At 62.5% G+C, this 14547-nt stretch carries 13 protein-coding genes and 2 pseudogenes; 8 read left to right on the top strand and 7 right to left on the bottom strand.

All coding sequences use genetic code 11. The features are described from left to right. Positions 1 to 73: 73 nt before the first annotated feature. The 4 genes from ACFVVK_RS00990 to ACFVVK_RS00975 all read right to left on the bottom strand — a co-directional run bounded on the left by ACFVVK_RS00990 (position 74) and on the right by ACFVVK_RS00975 (position 4911). A complete protein-coding gene (locus ACFVVK_RS00990; protein WP_390262147.1) occupies positions 74 to 1120 on the bottom strand; it encodes a ribose ABC transporter permease in 1047 nt (348 codons plus the stop codon). Then, the gene (locus tag ACFVVK_RS00985; RefSeq protein ID WP_390262144.1) at positions 1113 to 2645 is read right to left on the bottom strand and encodes a sugar ABC transporter ATP-binding protein; all 1533 of its coding nucleotides are present in this window, start codon (positions 2643 to 2645) and stop codon (positions 1113 to 1115) included. The genes ACFVVK_RS00990 and ACFVVK_RS00985 overlap by 8 nt, the downstream gene beginning before the upstream one ends. A 75-nt stretch (positions 2646 to 2720) precedes the next feature. Next, entirely contained in the window at positions 2721 to 3683 is a 963-nt protein-coding gene (locus ACFVVK_RS00980) for an ABC transporter substrate-binding protein (RefSeq protein ID WP_390262141.1), read from the bottom strand. A 172-nt stretch (positions 3684 to 3855) separates the two neighbouring features. Further along, a complete protein-coding gene (locus ACFVVK_RS00975; RefSeq protein ID WP_390262139.1) occupies positions 3856 to 4911 on the bottom strand; it encodes a LacI family DNA-binding transcriptional regulator in 1056 nt (351 codons plus the stop codon). A gap of 231 nt (positions 4912 to 5142) precedes the next feature. On the opposite strand from ACFVVK_RS00975, the gene ACFVVK_RS00970 reads away from it, so the two are divergent. Both ACFVVK_RS00970 and ACFVVK_RS00965 read left to right on the top strand, forming a co-directional pair. Further along, positions 5143 to 6360, top strand: coding sequence for a DDE-type integrase/transposase/recombinase (locus ACFVVK_RS00970; protein ID WP_390262136.1), 1218 nt, complete (start codon positions 5143 to 5145; stop codon positions 6358 to 6360). A gap of 61 nt (positions 6361 to 6421) precedes the next feature. Further along, positions 6422 to 6592 (top strand): hypothetical protein, encoded by a 171-nt coding sequence (locus tag ACFVVK_RS00965; protein WP_390262133.1) that lies wholly within the window; start codon positions 6422 to 6424, stop codon positions 6590 to 6592. Between the two features lie 195 nt (positions 6593 to 6787). Here the strand turns inward: ACFVVK_RS00965 and ACFVVK_RS00960 are convergent. After that, a pseudogene (locus ACFVVK_RS00960) lies at positions 6788 to 6952 on the bottom strand (helix-turn-helix domain-containing protein); the annotation flags it as partial. Between the two features lie 79 nt (positions 6953 to 7031). Here ACFVVK_RS00960 and ACFVVK_RS00955 point away from each other — a divergent pair. The 5 genes and pseudogenes from ACFVVK_RS00955 to ACFVVK_RS00935 form a co-directional block, all read left to right on the top strand. Continuing rightward, positions 7032 to 7208: pseudogene (locus tag ACFVVK_RS00955) on the top strand (FadR/GntR family transcriptional regulator); the annotation flags it as partial. A 30-nt stretch (positions 7209 to 7238) separates the two neighbouring features. After that, positions 7239 to 7712 carry a FadR/GntR family transcriptional regulator gene (locus ACFVVK_RS00950; RefSeq protein ID WP_390262771.1) on the top strand — a complete coding sequence of 158 codons (474 nt, stop codon included), beginning with the start codon at positions 7239 to 7241 and terminating at the stop codon, positions 7710 to 7712. 248 nt (positions 7713 to 7960) lie between these two features. Continuing rightward, a complete protein-coding gene (locus ACFVVK_RS00945) occupies positions 7961 to 9328 on the top strand; it encodes an MFS transporter (RefSeq protein ID WP_390262131.1) in 1368 nt (455 codons plus the stop codon). Further along, positions 9325 to 10590, top strand: coding sequence for an alpha-hydroxy acid oxidase (locus ACFVVK_RS00940; RefSeq protein ID WP_390262128.1), 1266 nt, complete (start codon positions 9325 to 9327; stop codon positions 10588 to 10590). Before ACFVVK_RS00945 ends, ACFVVK_RS00940 begins: the two co-directional genes overlap by 4 nt. 1061 nt (positions 10591 to 11651) lie before the next feature. After that, on the top strand, positions 11652 to 11924 hold the full coding sequence (locus tag ACFVVK_RS00935; RefSeq protein WP_390262125.1) for a hypothetical protein: 273 nt from the start codon (positions 11652 to 11654) through the stop codon (positions 11922 to 11924). A 143-nt stretch (positions 11925 to 12067) separates the two neighbouring features. Here the strand turns inward: ACFVVK_RS00935 and ACFVVK_RS00930 are convergent, their stop codons facing one another. Together ACFVVK_RS00930 and ACFVVK_RS00925 are read right to left on the bottom strand one after the other, a co-directional pair. Next, positions 12068 to 12649 carry a rhodanese-like domain-containing protein gene (locus ACFVVK_RS00930; protein ID WP_390262122.1) on the bottom strand — a complete coding sequence of 194 codons (582 nt, stop codon included), beginning with the start codon at positions 12647 to 12649 and terminating at the stop codon, positions 12068 to 12070. Between the two features lie 27 nt (positions 12650 to 12676). Further along, the gene (locus ACFVVK_RS00925; protein WP_390262119.1) at positions 12677 to 13381 is read right to left on the bottom strand and encodes a GntR family transcriptional regulator; all 705 of its coding nucleotides are present in this window, start codon (positions 13379 to 13381) and stop codon (positions 12677 to 12679) included. Between the two features lie 247 nt (positions 13382 to 13628). Here ACFVVK_RS00925 and ACFVVK_RS00920 point away from each other — a divergent pair, with 247 nt between their 5' ends. Continuing rightward, positions 13629 to 14543 (top strand): ABC transporter substrate-binding protein, encoded by a 915-nt coding sequence (locus ACFVVK_RS00920; RefSeq protein WP_390262116.1) that lies wholly within the window; start codon positions 13629 to 13631, stop codon positions 14541 to 14543. The last annotated feature ends 4 nt before the right edge of the window (positions 14544 to 14547 follow it).

Raw genomic sequence — 14547 nt, 5'->3', positions numbered from 1 at the left:
GGGAGTGTTGCCTGTCCGGCTGTTCCGGGTTCTTGGGCGGGCTGGTCGGGTCGGGCAGGCTTCGGCAGTATGTTTACGCGGGCGTCTGGGCGGCGACGGCCCGGGACCACGGCATGCGGAGTGTGCGTTGCTTCAGGCTGTCGATGATCACTGCCAGGATGATGACGAGCCCTTTGATCAGCAGCTGGGTGAAGAATTGGACGTTCATCAGGATCAGTCCCGTGCTCAGGACGCCGAGAATGACGGAACCGATGAGGGTGCCGTAGATCCGGCCCCGCCCGCCGACGAGACTGGTGCCACCCAGGACGACCGCCGCGATGGCATCCAGTTCGTAGCCGGTGCCGGCTGTGGGCTGGGCCGAGACCACTCGGGCGGAGAAGATGACGCCCGCGAGTCCGGCGCAGGCCCCGGAGATGACGTATACGGAGGTGAGGACGCGCTTGACGTTGATGCCGGCGAGTCTGGCAGCCTCGGCGTTGCCGCCGACGGCGTATACGTGCCGGCCATACCGGGTGCGTTCCAGGACGAACCACGCCACGACGTAGACGATGACCATGATCACCACGGGGACCGGTATGCCGGCGATGTACCCGTTGCCGGCATCGCGGAAATTAAGGGTGTTGGAGACAATGGGTTGCCCGTCGGTCATGGTGAATGCCGCACCGCGCAGGAATGTCATGGTGCCGAGGGTGACGATGAAGGCGGCCAGCGACATGTACGCGATGAGCATGCCGTTGATCAGACCGGCGGCCGCCCCCGCGAGGACGCCAACGAGGATCGCGACGGGTGCAGGCAGTCCCGCGATGCCGGTCATGACCGACGCGACGCCGGCCACTGCCAGGATGGAGCCGACGGATAGGTCGATGCCGGCGGCGAGAATGACGAATGTCATTCCGGCAGCCAGGATGGCGTTGATCGAGATGGACCGGGCGATGTTGAGCAAGTTGTTGACGCTCCCGAAATTAGGCGCGATCACAACCATCAGCACCACTAGTGCCACCAACACGACGAGGATGCCGACGCGATCCCACCAGTACCCGAAGTCGAAGCCACGGCTGGGCGGTGGTGCCGCCTCCGGCCGGACGTCCGCGTCCTGTGGGTTGAGGGCCTTGTTAGTCATGGAATTCTCCGTTTGTCTGTGCTGCGGTACCGGTCGCGTGGGACATAACGTCCTCTTCGCTTGCGGTTCGGGAGTTGAGTTCGTGGACGATCCGGCCGGAGCGCATCACGAGGAGCCGGTCGCTGATGCCGATCGCTTCGGGCAGATCAGATGAGATGACCAGGATTGCCTTGCCGGCCCGGGCCAGGTCATTGATGACTTCGTAGATTTCGCTCTTCGCTCCGATGTCCACACCTCTGGTGGGCTCATCGAGGATGAGCACGTTGGATTGGCGCATCAGCCAGCGGGCCAGGACCGCTTTTTGTTGGTTTCCGCCCGAAAGTGCGCTGACCGGCAGCCGTAGCGCGTTCTGCCGCAAATGGAGGCGTTCCATCTGCTTTTTCACCGCCGCCCGGATTCTGGAGCGCTGGAGCACCCCGGCGCTGACGTGGCTGCCCAGGGAGCTGACCGCGATGTTGTCCTCGACAGTATGGGACACGAACAATGCTTGGTCTTTGCGGTCCTCGGGGACCATGGCGATTCCCCGGGCGATGGCCTGGGCAGGGCTTGAGGCCGATGCCACCTTGCCTTGGACGGTGACCGTTCCGCCGCGGGGCCGGTCCGCGCCGAAGATCATCCGCGCAGTTTCGGTCCGACCAGCCCCGATCAGCCCGGAAAGGGCGACCACTTCGCCTGAGCGTACGTGGAAGCTGACCGGACCAATGCCCGCTCCGTCCGTGAGCTCCTTGACCTCCAGCATGACGTCCCCTGGGCTGTGCCGGTCGTGGTGATACAGGTCTTCGAGATCGCGTCCGACCATCATCCGTACGACGTCGGGCGGGCTGATCTCGTTCTTCTCCCGCGTACCGACGTAGGTCCCGTCGCGGAAGACTGTGACCCGGTCGGCAAGTTCCCACACCTCCTCCATGCGGTGTGAGATATAGACGAGGCCCACTCCGGAGGCGCGCAGTTCGTTGATGATCGCGAAAAGGTGGAGGGTTTCCGTGCGTGAGAGAGCAGCAGTTGGTTCATCTAGGACGAGGATTTTGGCGTTCTCGCTGACGGCCCGGGCAATTTCGACCATCTGTTGCATGCCGATGCTGAGCTCGCCGAGCTCTCTGCGCGGGTCGATCCGTGCACCGACCCGGGCGAGCTTTTCCCGGGCCTGGGCGATCATGGCGCGTCGGTCCAGGGCCCCGAATCGAGTGGCCGGTTCACGTCCGAGTGCCAGGTTTTCGGCCACCGTCATCGCCGGAACGGTGTTCAGCTCCTGGTGAATGATGGCGATGCCGTGGGAAACGGCCTCCTGCGGGGAGCGGATGTCGATTTCGGTGCCGTCCATCAGGATGCGCCCGGAATCACGGGCGACGTTCCCGGCCAGGATCTTCATCAGGGTGGATTTTCCGGCACCGTTCTCGCCCATCAGGGCATGCACCTCGCCGGAACGCAGGTCGAATTGGACGTTGTTCAGCGCGAGCGTGGCGGCGAACCGCTTGGTGATGGCTTCCAGCCGCAGCAGCGGCTGGGGTACGGATGTTGTGGTCATGGTGGCCTAATTTCGGTCCGGCTGTGTGGGGCCGCTGCAGGAGCTGGGCGACCCCACAAAGGGATGGTGGAGCGGTTACCAGCCTTTGTATTGGCTGACCTTGTCCCGGGTCACGAGCTCACTCGGGATCAGGACCGTCGTGTCCGTCGGGGGCTTGTTATCGACGATGTTCTGCGCGATCTCGACGGCCTTGCGGACCATCTCGGCGGGATTCTGAGTCGCAGTTCCGATAAAGGGGGATCCGGCCTGTTTGAGTTCGGCCACGGCCTCCGGGCTTCCGTCCACGCCGGTGACTTTTACGGTGCCCGCCTTGTGGGCCTGCTGGACCGCCAGCACGGCACCGAGGGCTGAAGGATCATTCATGCCGAAAACTCCCTGGACGTCCGGGGTGGCGGTGAGCATGTCGGTGGTTACGGCCAGGCCAGAGGCACGGTCGTTCTTTGAGGCCTGCTGACCGACAACTTTAATGTCGGGGAATTTCTTCACGACGTTCTTGCACCCCGTGATCCGGTCCCGGATCGTCTGAAGCGGGGTGCCGTCCACCATGAGGACGTTGCCCTTTCCGCCCATCTGCTCGAACAGGTACTGGCAGGACTTCTCGCCGGCCTGGACGGCGTCGGTCATCACCACTGCATCAGCGCTTTTGGCTGGGGTGTCCACGGCGATGACAATAATGCCGGCCTGCTTCGCCCGTTCGATCGCCGGCTGGATGCCGTTTTCATCCACTGCGCTGATGACGATCAGGTTCATGCCTTGCTGGATGAACGTATCGATCTGGGAATTCTGGTTCGCCAGGTCAAGCTGAGCGTCCTGGGTGTTGGAGGTGGCGCCGATCTTCGCCGCGGCATCCTTGACCCCCTTGTCCATGGCCGAGAAGAACGGGTTTGACATGTCCTGGACCATCAGGCCGATCTTCTCGATCTTCTGCGGCTTACTGGCAGCGGGCTGCGCGTCGCCCGAGCTGCAGGCCGATAGGCTCAGCGCGGCCAGTGCGGCGCTGGAGGCGAAGATTGCTGACTTCTTGGCGAGTTGATTCATTGTCGGATCTCCTTTGAACCGGAACCTGTTGGGCCGTCGCGGCCGGTCAGGTCGGTGAAATAAATGGATGGTGTTGTGGTGGCTCCCTCTGGGAGCCGGGACTTTCGGGTCGGTCCGGTTGTTGACCGGTCCGGAACCTGTTCTTTCTTCCTCCGCTCTGGCGGAGCTGGGGTCAGCAGCCGCAGGACCGCCGCACAATCAGGTCGGCGCTCACCTCCCGGCGGTCCTCGGGACGATAGTCGGGCACAGGGGGCACACCCCGCCGGTCGGCGTCAATCTGGCTGTCCAGGATGCGGGTCAGTGTCTGGGCCGCGAGAACCCCGATCGATTCGCTGTCCTCATCCACCACGGTCAGCGGGGGATCCAACAACGGCGCCCAGGCGAACTCATCGAATGCAATGAGTGCCACCTGGCCGGGGACAGCGATTCCACGTTCCTGGAGCACGGTGAGGACGCCGTGGAGCAGGGGGTTATTTCCCGCGATGATCGCCCTCGGCAGGGTCCGCGCGGGTGCGTCAAGGTAAGCAGAAAGTGTGCGGTGCGCTGATTTGGAGTCGTTCTCGGTCTCCAGCACCCGGAGTCGGGCCCCGTGTTTGAGGGCAGCTTCCTGTAGTCCGCGCTCCCGCTCCGCGCGGGTGGACCAGCGACCAGGGTAGGCCAGGAAAAGCCAATCCGTATGCCCGTGCTGGGCCAGGTGGGCTCCCGCCATCATGCTCGCCGCATAGTTGTCCGTCAGGATGCTCGGAACGCGCGTCGCATCCTCCGGCGGTGCCGAGTCCACGAACACCACCGGAATGTCCCAGCTTTCGAGGAGTTTGATGTTCTCTGTACTCAGCGTCAGCGTCGTGATGATGCCCGCCGTCCGCGACTGAATCAGATCCTGAACGGTGGCATCTTCCACCTCGGCCGTGTAAACGCCCTCTGCGGCGATGTCGGCCACAACCGCATTGCGGTTGGATCCGGCCAGGACCCGCTGGATGCCCTTCATCAGATCGAGGTAGTAGTAATTCGAGGTACTCGCCGTGATAACAGCGATCGTGCTCCGCGTTTTCTTGCGGAGCTCCTGCGCGGCACGGTTCGGGACATAGCCAAGCTCCCTGGCGGCCTTCAATACGAGTTTCCTGCTCGCATCGGAGACATCAGCACCGTTGCTCAGTGCCCGGGAAACCGTGTAGGACGACAGCCCCGTAACTTCGCTTAGATCCCGCAATGTTGGCTTCTTCGACATTACTTACAGGCTTCCTAATCGTTTAGGGAAGGCTTCGCAACTCTGTTAGTTGGGTTACCTAAAGGATTAGGGTCAACGGTACTGTGAGTTGTCACACGCGTCAAGAGTCCGCGTTGACTCGTCAAAGATGCCCGTAGCGGTATTCGAGGAATCATTTGAGAATGCCCGCGTAGCGGCGTGTCCGCCGGGGTGGTGTGCGCCGCTTCGGCAGGGTGAGCCATGGAGCTTTCGATGAGTGAACGCAGGGCTGTCACCAAGGCGATTGCCACCCGCTATGCCCGCTCGGACCGGGCGGCGAAGAAACTGGTTCTGGACGAGTTGTGCGCGACGACGGGCTGGCACCGGGACCATGCCCGGAAGGCGTTGCGGCTGGCGCTGGTGCCGAAGCCGGTCCCGCCGGCGGCGCCGCGGTCTCCGCTCTATGGGGAGCCGGTGATCGAGGCGCTGCGGTTCTGCTGGGCGGTGCAGGGCACCCCGTGCGGGCGGCTGCTGGCGGCCGCGCTGCCGGATCTGGTGCCACGCCTGCGCCGGTTCAAGGAGCTGCAGATCGACGACACCACGGCGGCGCAGTTGCTGCGCATCGCACCGGCGACGATTGACCGCCGGCTCAGGCCGGACCGGGCAAAACTCGCTCCCCGCGGCCGGTCCCACACCAAGCCGGGGACACTGCTGAAAGACTCCATCCGGGTGCGGACCTGGGCCGAGTGGGACGACGCGGTGCCGGGGTTCGTCGAGGTCGATCTGGTCGGCCACGAGGGCGGCAACAGCAGCGGCGAGTTCTGCTTCACCCTGGATATCACCGACATTGCCACCGGCTGGACAGAAACGCGGTCGGTCAGGAACAAGGCCCAGAAATGGGTCTTTGCCGCCATCAAGGACGCGAGGGCCGCGTTCCCGTTCCCGATCCTCGGCATCGATTCCGATAACGGCTCGGAGTTCATCAACCGGGAGCTGCTGCGCTGGTGCGAACAGGAGAACCTGACCTTCACGCGGTCCCGCTCCGGGAACAAAAATGACGGCGCGCATGTGGAGCAGAAAAACTGGCACATCGTCCGCCAGACCGTCGGCTACCACCGCTACGACACCGCCGCCGAACTTGAACTGTTGAACCGGATCTGGGCGCTCCAGCGGCTGCTGACGAATCATTTCGCACCGCAGCAGAAGCTCGTGGCGAAGGTCCGGACCGGAGCGAAGGTCAGCAAGACATACGACCGGCCCGCGACCCCGTTCCAACGCGTTCTGGCCGACACCGGCACCGTCTCCCGGGACGTGAAGACGCGGCTGCGGCGGGAGAACAAGCCCCTGAACCCGGCTGGCATCCAGCGTCAGGTCCAGGCACTCAGCGCCGAACTCCTGACTCTGACCACCGCGAAACAGGGCACCAAACCCCAGCCCGCCATCCGGGCAAAACCAAATGATTCCACGAATCAACCCAGGCGGGCATCTTGACATGATTCCCCGGGGAGAGCGCGTTGACTGCGTCGCAGAGCAGAAATTCAAGGCGCATGCCGTGCGGTTGTATCTGGAGCGGGGCGCGGAGCACCAGGAGGTCCAAGGACGCGGCCATCCGGAAGTGGCCACGATCGTGAGCGTGCCGGTGGACACCGTGCGTACCTGGGCGCGGCAGGCCGAGGTTGATGCGGGGGGCCGTCCGGGGATTTTGGTGGACAAAGGCACCTAAATCCCGACCAAGCAGTCCCAGGAGGTGGGTTCGTTTACTTGCGCCGGCAACCCGGCCGGAACGCCCGGCTGGTTCCTTGGCGGGAGTTCTCGCAGCTTCTGCTACTCCCGTAGTTTTGACGCCGATAATGGATCTTCCGTCAAGCTACGTCCGCGTCGGCTACGCCGCAGCGACCTCGCCGGCAGGGGAGAGGATTCACTCCGGTTTGGCGTGGCGCAGGTACTGGTAGACGGTCTCCCTGCTGATCCCGTAGTCACGGGCAAGTACGGCTTTCGGAATACCGTCGCCGGCGCGCTCGGCCAGCTCGGCCGCCCGTTCCGGCGTGAGGGTCTTTTTCCGCCCTTTGATAGGAGCTCGACGGTCCACCGAGAAGCCCTAGCGAATGCGCGACAGTAGTTGGAAACGGCTTGGCCTGCCTGACCTGCAATAATCGGTGGAGATGAAAGCGCACGAGGCAGTGATGAACTGGGTGACCCGAGAACTCTCGAGCGGTCGTCTCCGAATCGGCGACCACCTTCCGAGTGAACGGGCCCTGGCTGAGACGTTGCAAGTCTCTCGGAGCTCGTTGCGTGAGGCGTTGAAGGTTCTAGAGGCCCTTGGAACAATTCAGGCGTCCACTGGTTCCGGGCCGCGTTCCGGTACCGTTGTGACTGCGGCGCCCGAGCAGGCGTTGGCGCTGGCGCTTAACCTGCAGTTGGCGACGAGCCACGTCGAGCACTCACATGTGTATGAGGTGCGTCTGCTGCTTGAGACATGGGCCGCCGAGCACTCGGATCCGGGCCGAGGAGACTGGGAATCTGCGGAGCGGCTGCTTGAGCTTATGGACGACTCCAGTACTCCTGTCCCTGATTTCCTTCATCTCGACGCCGAGTTCCATGTAACGGTTTCGCGCGCCGCGGGAAATCCCCTCATCAGCACGCTCATGGACGCCCTGCGTACTTCCATTGCAGATCACACACTTGCCCGCGCCCAGGCGCTTCCCGACTGGGAGAGCGCCGCCGCACGCCTTCGTTCCGAACACCGTGCGATCTTGGACGCCCTCCGTCGCGGTGACCGGGCGGCAGCTGCGGAACTCCTGCGCGAGCACATTCGCGGGTATTACATGGAGACAGCGAACTAGTCGGCAACTGTTCGGCAGGCGCAAACCGGCTTGTTTCGCGCGTTTTCCGTGCGCCGGCGCGGAGTGAAGTTGACCTGCCTCATCAGCTTCATCTCCTAGACCGCGGGTTATCTTGCGCTGCGCGGGACCGTCCTGCAGTTTCTGCAAGACCAGTCAAACCTTGACGTGTCGACGGTCACAGCCTACAGTTTCCTGTGGTCGGACCATGTGGTAGGGCCACACCTCCTTCGATTCCAAAGGAAAGATCCTTGACGCTCACTACATCCTCAGAAGAGACAAAGAGCGAAGAGAAGCTGAACTATCGGGTACTCTTGGGCAGCCTCAGCGGCAGCGTCATCGAGTGGTTCGACTTCCTCGTGTACGGCACCGTTGCCGCCTTGGTCTTCAACAAGCTCTTCTTCCCGAGCGACAACGCGTTCGTGTCGACTTTGCTTGCCTACATCTCGTTCTCGCTTACCTTCTTCTTCCGTCCCTTGGGCGGCATTATTTTCTCTCATATCGGCGACCGCATCGGCCGGAAGAAAACGCTCTTCATCACCCTCACGCTCATGGGAGGCGGAACGGTCGCTATCGGGCTACTGCCTGACTACGCCGCAATCGGCATAGCCGCCCCGATTCTGCTCATCCTGTGTCGCATCCTTCAAGGTCTTGGCATCGGCGGCGAATGGGGCGGGGCACTCCTTCTCGCATACGAATACGCGCCGAAGAATCGTCGCGGGCTCTATGGTGCTGTGCCGCAGATGGGCATCAGCCTGGGCATGCTGCTCGCTGCCGGCGTTGTCGGTCTCCTTACTCTCCTTCCGAATGGGCAGTTCCTTGTCTGGGGCTGGCGCGTTCCATTCATAGCCAGCGTTGTGCTCGTCTTCATCGGGCTCTGGATTCGTAATGGCCTGGACGAGACCCCGGAGTTCAAGCGCATTCGAGAGGCGGGCGCGCAACTGCGTCTGCCCATTAAAGAGGTCGTCACCAAGCACTGGGGTGCCGTGCTCGTGTCGATCGGTGCGAAGGCCGGGGAGACGGGCCCGTTCTACATCTTCGGCACCTACGTCATCGCCTACGCCACTAATGTTTTGGGAGCACGCGGGAACGTCGTTCTCCTCGCTGTTGCTGCGGCTGCGCTGGTGGCAACAATCTGGATGCCGGTCTTCGGCCGAATTTCCGACAAGTTTTCGCGCGGCGTGCTCTACCGCTGGTCGGCCACGGCAACACTCATTTTAGTGGTGCCCTACTACTTCGTGCTAAACACCGGTGCGACATGGGCGCTGTTCGTCGCCACCATTGTCGGTTTCGGCCTTCTGTGGGGCAGTGTCAACGCGATTCTGGGTACGTTGATCGCAGAGAACTTCGCTCCCGAGGTCCGCTACACCGGCGCTTCACTCGGCTACCAGCTCGGTGCAGCGATCTTCGGCGGCACCGCTCCGATCATTGCGGCAGGGCTCTTCGAAATCAGCGGCGGACGGTGGTGGCCCATCGCAGCATATGTTGCCGGGTGTGCGGGGATTTCAATCGTGGCTTCCTTCTTCATCAAACGCGTCGCACACCGCGAAGGCTCGGACGTGGTCCCGGAGGCCGCGTCGTCGGACAACTCCCGTTTTCAGAAAGGATCAGTACTTTGAACCGTCAGCTTCCCAGGCCCGCAGAGGTTCTTGAACTTCTGCAGTTCAAGAAACCCGAGTTCAACGGCAAGAAGCGCCGCCTAGACGCCGCCCTCACCACACAGGATCTGCGGCAGATAGCCAAGCGACGCACACCAGCAGCCGCCTTCGACTACACCGACGGCGGAGCCGAGGGCGAGATCTCAATGCGGCGTGCCCGTCAGGCGTTTGAGGATATTGAGTTTCACCCCGATATCCTCAAACCGGCACAGCACGTCGACACCTCCACCGAGGTCCTCGGCGGGCTCTCGGCGCTGCCTTTTGGCATCGCTCCAACCGGGTTCACTCGGCTCATGCAATCCGAGGGTGAGGTTGCAGGAGCTGGAGCCGCCGGAGCTGCGGGCATTCCCTTCACCTTGTCCACCCTGGCGACGACATCGATCGAACAGGTGAAAGCCGCTAATCCTGGCGGCCGCAATTGGTTCCAGCTCTACGTCATGCGTGAGCGTGAGATCTCGTACGGTCTTGTTGAACGGGCTGCGCAGGCCGGCTTCGACACGCTCATGTTCACCGTCGATGTCCCTGTCGCCGGGTATCGGATGCGCGACAAACGCAATGGATTCTCGATCCCTCCTCAGCTCACCGCGGGTACGATCTTGAACGCGATACCCCGTCCATGGTGGTGGGTTGATTTTCTCACCACTCCCAAGCTGGAATTTGCCTCGTTGTCCTCGACCGGGGGTACCGTGGGTGACCTGCTGAACTCCGCAATGGATCCGACGATTTCGTATGAAGACCTTGAAGTCATCCGGCAGCTGTGGCCCGGGAAGCTCGTCGTCAAGGGTGTGCAGAACGTCCCTGACGCGGTCAAGCTCATTGATCGCGGCGTGGACGGCATCGTGCTCTCGAACCACGGTGGCCGTCAACTCGACCGCGCCCCCGTGCCGTTCCACCTGCTGCCGCAAGTGGTACGCGAGGTTGGCCGTGACGCCACAGTGATGATCGACACTGGAATCATGAACGGCGCAGACATTGTCGCCGCTGTCGCGCTCGGGGCGAAGTTCACGCTCGTTGGGCGCGCCTACCTCTACGGTCTCATGGCTGGTGGGCGCGCCGGGGTCGATCGCATGGTCGAGATCCTTCGCAGTGAAATAGAACGCACAATGAGCCTGCTCGGTGTCTCCTCACTTGAAGAACTCGAACCACGCCACGTGACACAGCTAAGTCGGCTTGTCCCCATGCCGAAAGCGAGTGTGGCTCTCGCGGAGAGCCTGACCTCCTAGACACACACTCCTGAGCGTCCAGTCTCGGCGGGCCTGGGCCGGCCGGACATTTGGCGATCGGCCCAGGCCTAATCGGCGACAATCTGGACGGGGGGCCTCCTGCCCTGCGGCCGCCACCGGCAACTCCATCAATGCCCTGTGGCAGGAAGTCGGTCCCGACGAGAAACGTCCCAAAGGAGTAGGAATTTTCGTTGGGGTAGCGAAGCTGAGGTCGGCAAGACCGCGCGCCCCGCTCCGCATAGTTCCATGCAGAGCCAGAGGGAGCAGCAGAGGCCATAGTCCGGGGGTTCCTTGACATGCGGTGGTGGCAACCAGAAGCAGTAGTCCAAAGAACTTTGGACTACTGCTTCTGGGCTTCCTCAGCCATAACGAATTGCTGGCATGTGTCAACGCGATCAGGACCGATTTTTGGGAGCGTCTATATCGATCCGGATGCGGGTCGTCAAGACACCAGGCACAGGGATGTCAGGTTGGGGTGTGCTTCAGGCTGATAGGGGAGAGTAGCTGCGCCTCCTTTTATCGGGGAAGCCGCGCGGGAGGCGGTCCTGAGTGTAGAGCTTGGCCGCGGCAGAATCGGACCCGGCGGTGTCAGATCTTTTTATTAGTGACGACGGCGGCGCGCCTGCTCAGCGAGGACGGCACCAACATCAACGGCGCCGTCCTCGCCTCCGACGGCGGCTGGTCCGCGCTGTAAGGAGCGGCGCTGTAGGGGAGCGGCACCCAGCGCCAGCGGACGACGGCGGGAGGACCGCCGTCGTCCGCTTTGGGAGCCTGCTTCTCGTCGGCGTCGACGCCGCTCAACGAGCCGCGCTGGTGCGGAAGCCGATGGGCGCGCTGCGCCCAGACCGGACGAGCTTCGTGATCGCGGAGCGGCTCTCCGCCCTCTGCGACGCCGGCCTCATCCTGGTGATGGAGACCGGGCAGATCCTGGTCGCGACCGCTTTTTCTGGCGGTCTATCGGAGATAAGGCGGCCGTGGTAATTTCTGCTTGGATCAGGGGTTCCTTCTGCGATTCCTTTCCAATCCAGCCCCTGAGGCCGCTTTCGAAAGCAGAGGCTACGATGGCAACTTTATTGATATTCCATGAGGTCGAGGACGTTGACCACTGGCTCAGCTCGCCACGACGCCGGGAACTCTTCGGACCCTTGGGCATGACCGTGCGAACCTTTGTCGACCCGGAGAAATCCAACCGCGTCGGTCTGATCGTCGAAGTTCCGGACATGGACACGTTCCAGCGAATGATGGAGTCCGAGGCTGCGGCGGACGCCATGAAATTCGACGGCGTACGCCGGGACACGATCCTGATGCTGGTCGAACCCGAGCCCAGCACCTGACCTATGAGACACCTGCCGGCTCGACCAGGTCCCGGAGGCGCTCACCGGACTCGCCTCCGGGTCCGTCGGCCGCCCGGGCATTGAAGATCGACGTCGTCGTCCTGGATCTCGTAGCGCCGGTGGCTCTGGCGCAGACAAGCTATCTAGTCGGACTGCTCGCGCAGTGCTGCCCAGGCTTGGAAACCACCGATAAGGTCGGTCGCACGTGCCAACCCCAGCCGTTGCAGGGTGTGTGCAGCGAGGCTGGAGCTGTAGCCCTCATTGCAGACGACCACGATCCGCCGAGCGGGGTCGTCAGCGATCGGGAGCCGGTGGGGGCTGGAAGGATCGAGCCGCCACTCGAGGACGTTCCGGTCAATGACGACCGCTCCCGGAAGACCACCGTCGCGGTCGCGCTGATCGACCGGCCGTGTGTCCACAACAAGGGCGCCTGCTGCCATCTCCCGCTCAAGATCCGCAGCGTGAACACGTTCGAGCCCAATCCGGCTCTCAAGTAGTAATTGGTTGATCGTAAGAGTCCCGGGGGAACCGCTCGGACCTAACTGCGCGGGCGGGGCGCCGTCGTCGAGATATGACACTGCGTGACCGTTTTCCTCGCTTGCCTGCTGATCGGTCGGTCGTCGTTCCACCATGAAGAGAAATGATGGGCTACTTTGATCGTCAATTTCAAGGGCACGGAGGGATTCTGTCAACGGCAGATCCGATCCAGACTCCAGGTTGGGCATCGCCGCCTGTGTGTTTAACGTTGGCGCCTAACTCTTGCCGGAGAACTTTGTGAGGCTGGACGAGCGCGACCTGATTCCGTCGACGTGCTCGCTCATCGCCGCCATCGCGGCTTCGGCGTCGTGTGCCCGAAAGGCGTCGATGATCGCTTGATGTTCCCGCACCGTATGTTCGCCGCTCATGTCGTTATGCACCATGAGCCTGAACCGCTGAATGTGGCCTTCAATTGAGCTGTAGGCCCTCAGCAAGAACTCATTGTCTGTGGCTTCCGCTATGCGACGGTGAAAGCTCTCATCCGCCTTCCAGTAGGCGCGGTAGCCGACGAAGGTGTCGCCCCCAAGACGAGACGCGTCGAGGTCGCTATTGAACTGTTCAAGTTCGGCCACCAATCCATCAGTCACGTTGGTGCACGCGATCCGCGTGAGCGCCGGCTCCAGTACCTGCCGTGAGGTTAGGAGCGCAGCTACATCCGCTGCCGTCGGTTCCGGGGCAACCTTGTAGCCCCGCAGTGCCTCGCGCCGGATCATCCCTGTTGCCTCGAGTCGCGCCAGGGCTTCGCGGACAGGGGTGGAGGACACCTTGAAGCGCTTAGCCAGGCCATCGATGCTCAGTGGCGAACCGGTGGAGATTTTGTCGTCCAGCAGCAAGGACAGGACTGCCTCGAACACCTGATCCACCAGCATCGGCCGTGCGGCGAATGGCCCCGCTTCTTCCTCTGACGAGATGGCGTCCATGTGGAAATCCTCTACGAAGTGATCGTTCTGTTCCAATTTTGAGAGCGGAAAGCGAGTGCCTGTTCTCCTGAAAGGCAGAAGCCCGTCACCCGTTGCCGCAGAATCATGCATGATGTACGGTACATGATACCAAGCGCCAAGGTGACCTGGAACACACCAGGCCTTGGCCCTACGGCAGGATCGATTGCTAGGCCTCATGGCCTAGTCACCAGAATCGGCATGAACTCGACTCTCAAAAGGTGTGCAGATGAATCAGCTCCGAAATGCGTTGTTGTCCCTCGCCGCAGTCTCCCTTGCAGGCGCCCTCCTCACAGGATGCTCCAACCCGTCGACGGTCAGCGCTGCTACCCCAGAGGCGGCAAAAACTTCGGGCTCCAACGCAGCCGTTGAAACCGACGCCGCCGCTGCAGCAGCCCTACCCCAGGCCATCCGCGAAAAGGGAACGCTCACGGTGACCATGAGTCAGAGTTCGCCGCCATTGCACTTCATGGCCGGAGACGGGACCACCACCATCGGCGTGGACCCGGAAGTGGCGGCCGCATTGGGGCAGTCGCTTGGGCTCAAGACCACCGTTGTTAGCGGACCGTTCGACGGCATCATCCCCGGCATTGGCGCCGGTAAGTTCGACATGGCCATTTCCCAGATGTCGCCCTCTGCCGAACGCATGAAGGTGCTCGATTTCGTCGATTACTACCAGTCCGGAAGCGGGATCGGCGTTGCGCCGGGAAACCCCCAGCACCTGACCGTGGACACTCTGTGCGGAAAGCGCGTTGGCGTGCTGAAGGGATCATTCCAGGATCTCAAGAGACTTCCGGCGCTGTCCGAAGCGTGCACATCCTCGGGCAAGGAAGCCATCCAAGCCATGACCTACCCCGATATGCAGGCGCCCAACCTCGCGCTGACTGCCGGCCGCATCGATGCCGTGTACGTTGACGGCCCCACCCTGGGATATGCCATCAAGCAGGGCGGCCAGCTCGAGTTGCTTGGTGAGAAGGACCTCTCGCCCGTCAGCATCGGGTTCAAGAAGGGGGCTGGCCTGGAGAAGGCCGTGCAACTCGGGATGCAGTCTCTGGTCAAGAGCGGCAAGTACAAGGAGATTCTCGACAAGTGGGGCGTGGGTACCGGCGCGATCGCGGACTTCGCCTTCAACAAGGCACAGTAGGCCG

Source organism: Arthrobacter sp. NPDC058192, from assembly GCF_042883665.1.
Classification (GTDB): Bacteria; Actinomycetota; Actinomycetes; order Actinomycetales; family Micrococcaceae; genus Arthrobacter.
This window is presented reverse-complemented; position numbering and strand designations above follow the sequence as displayed.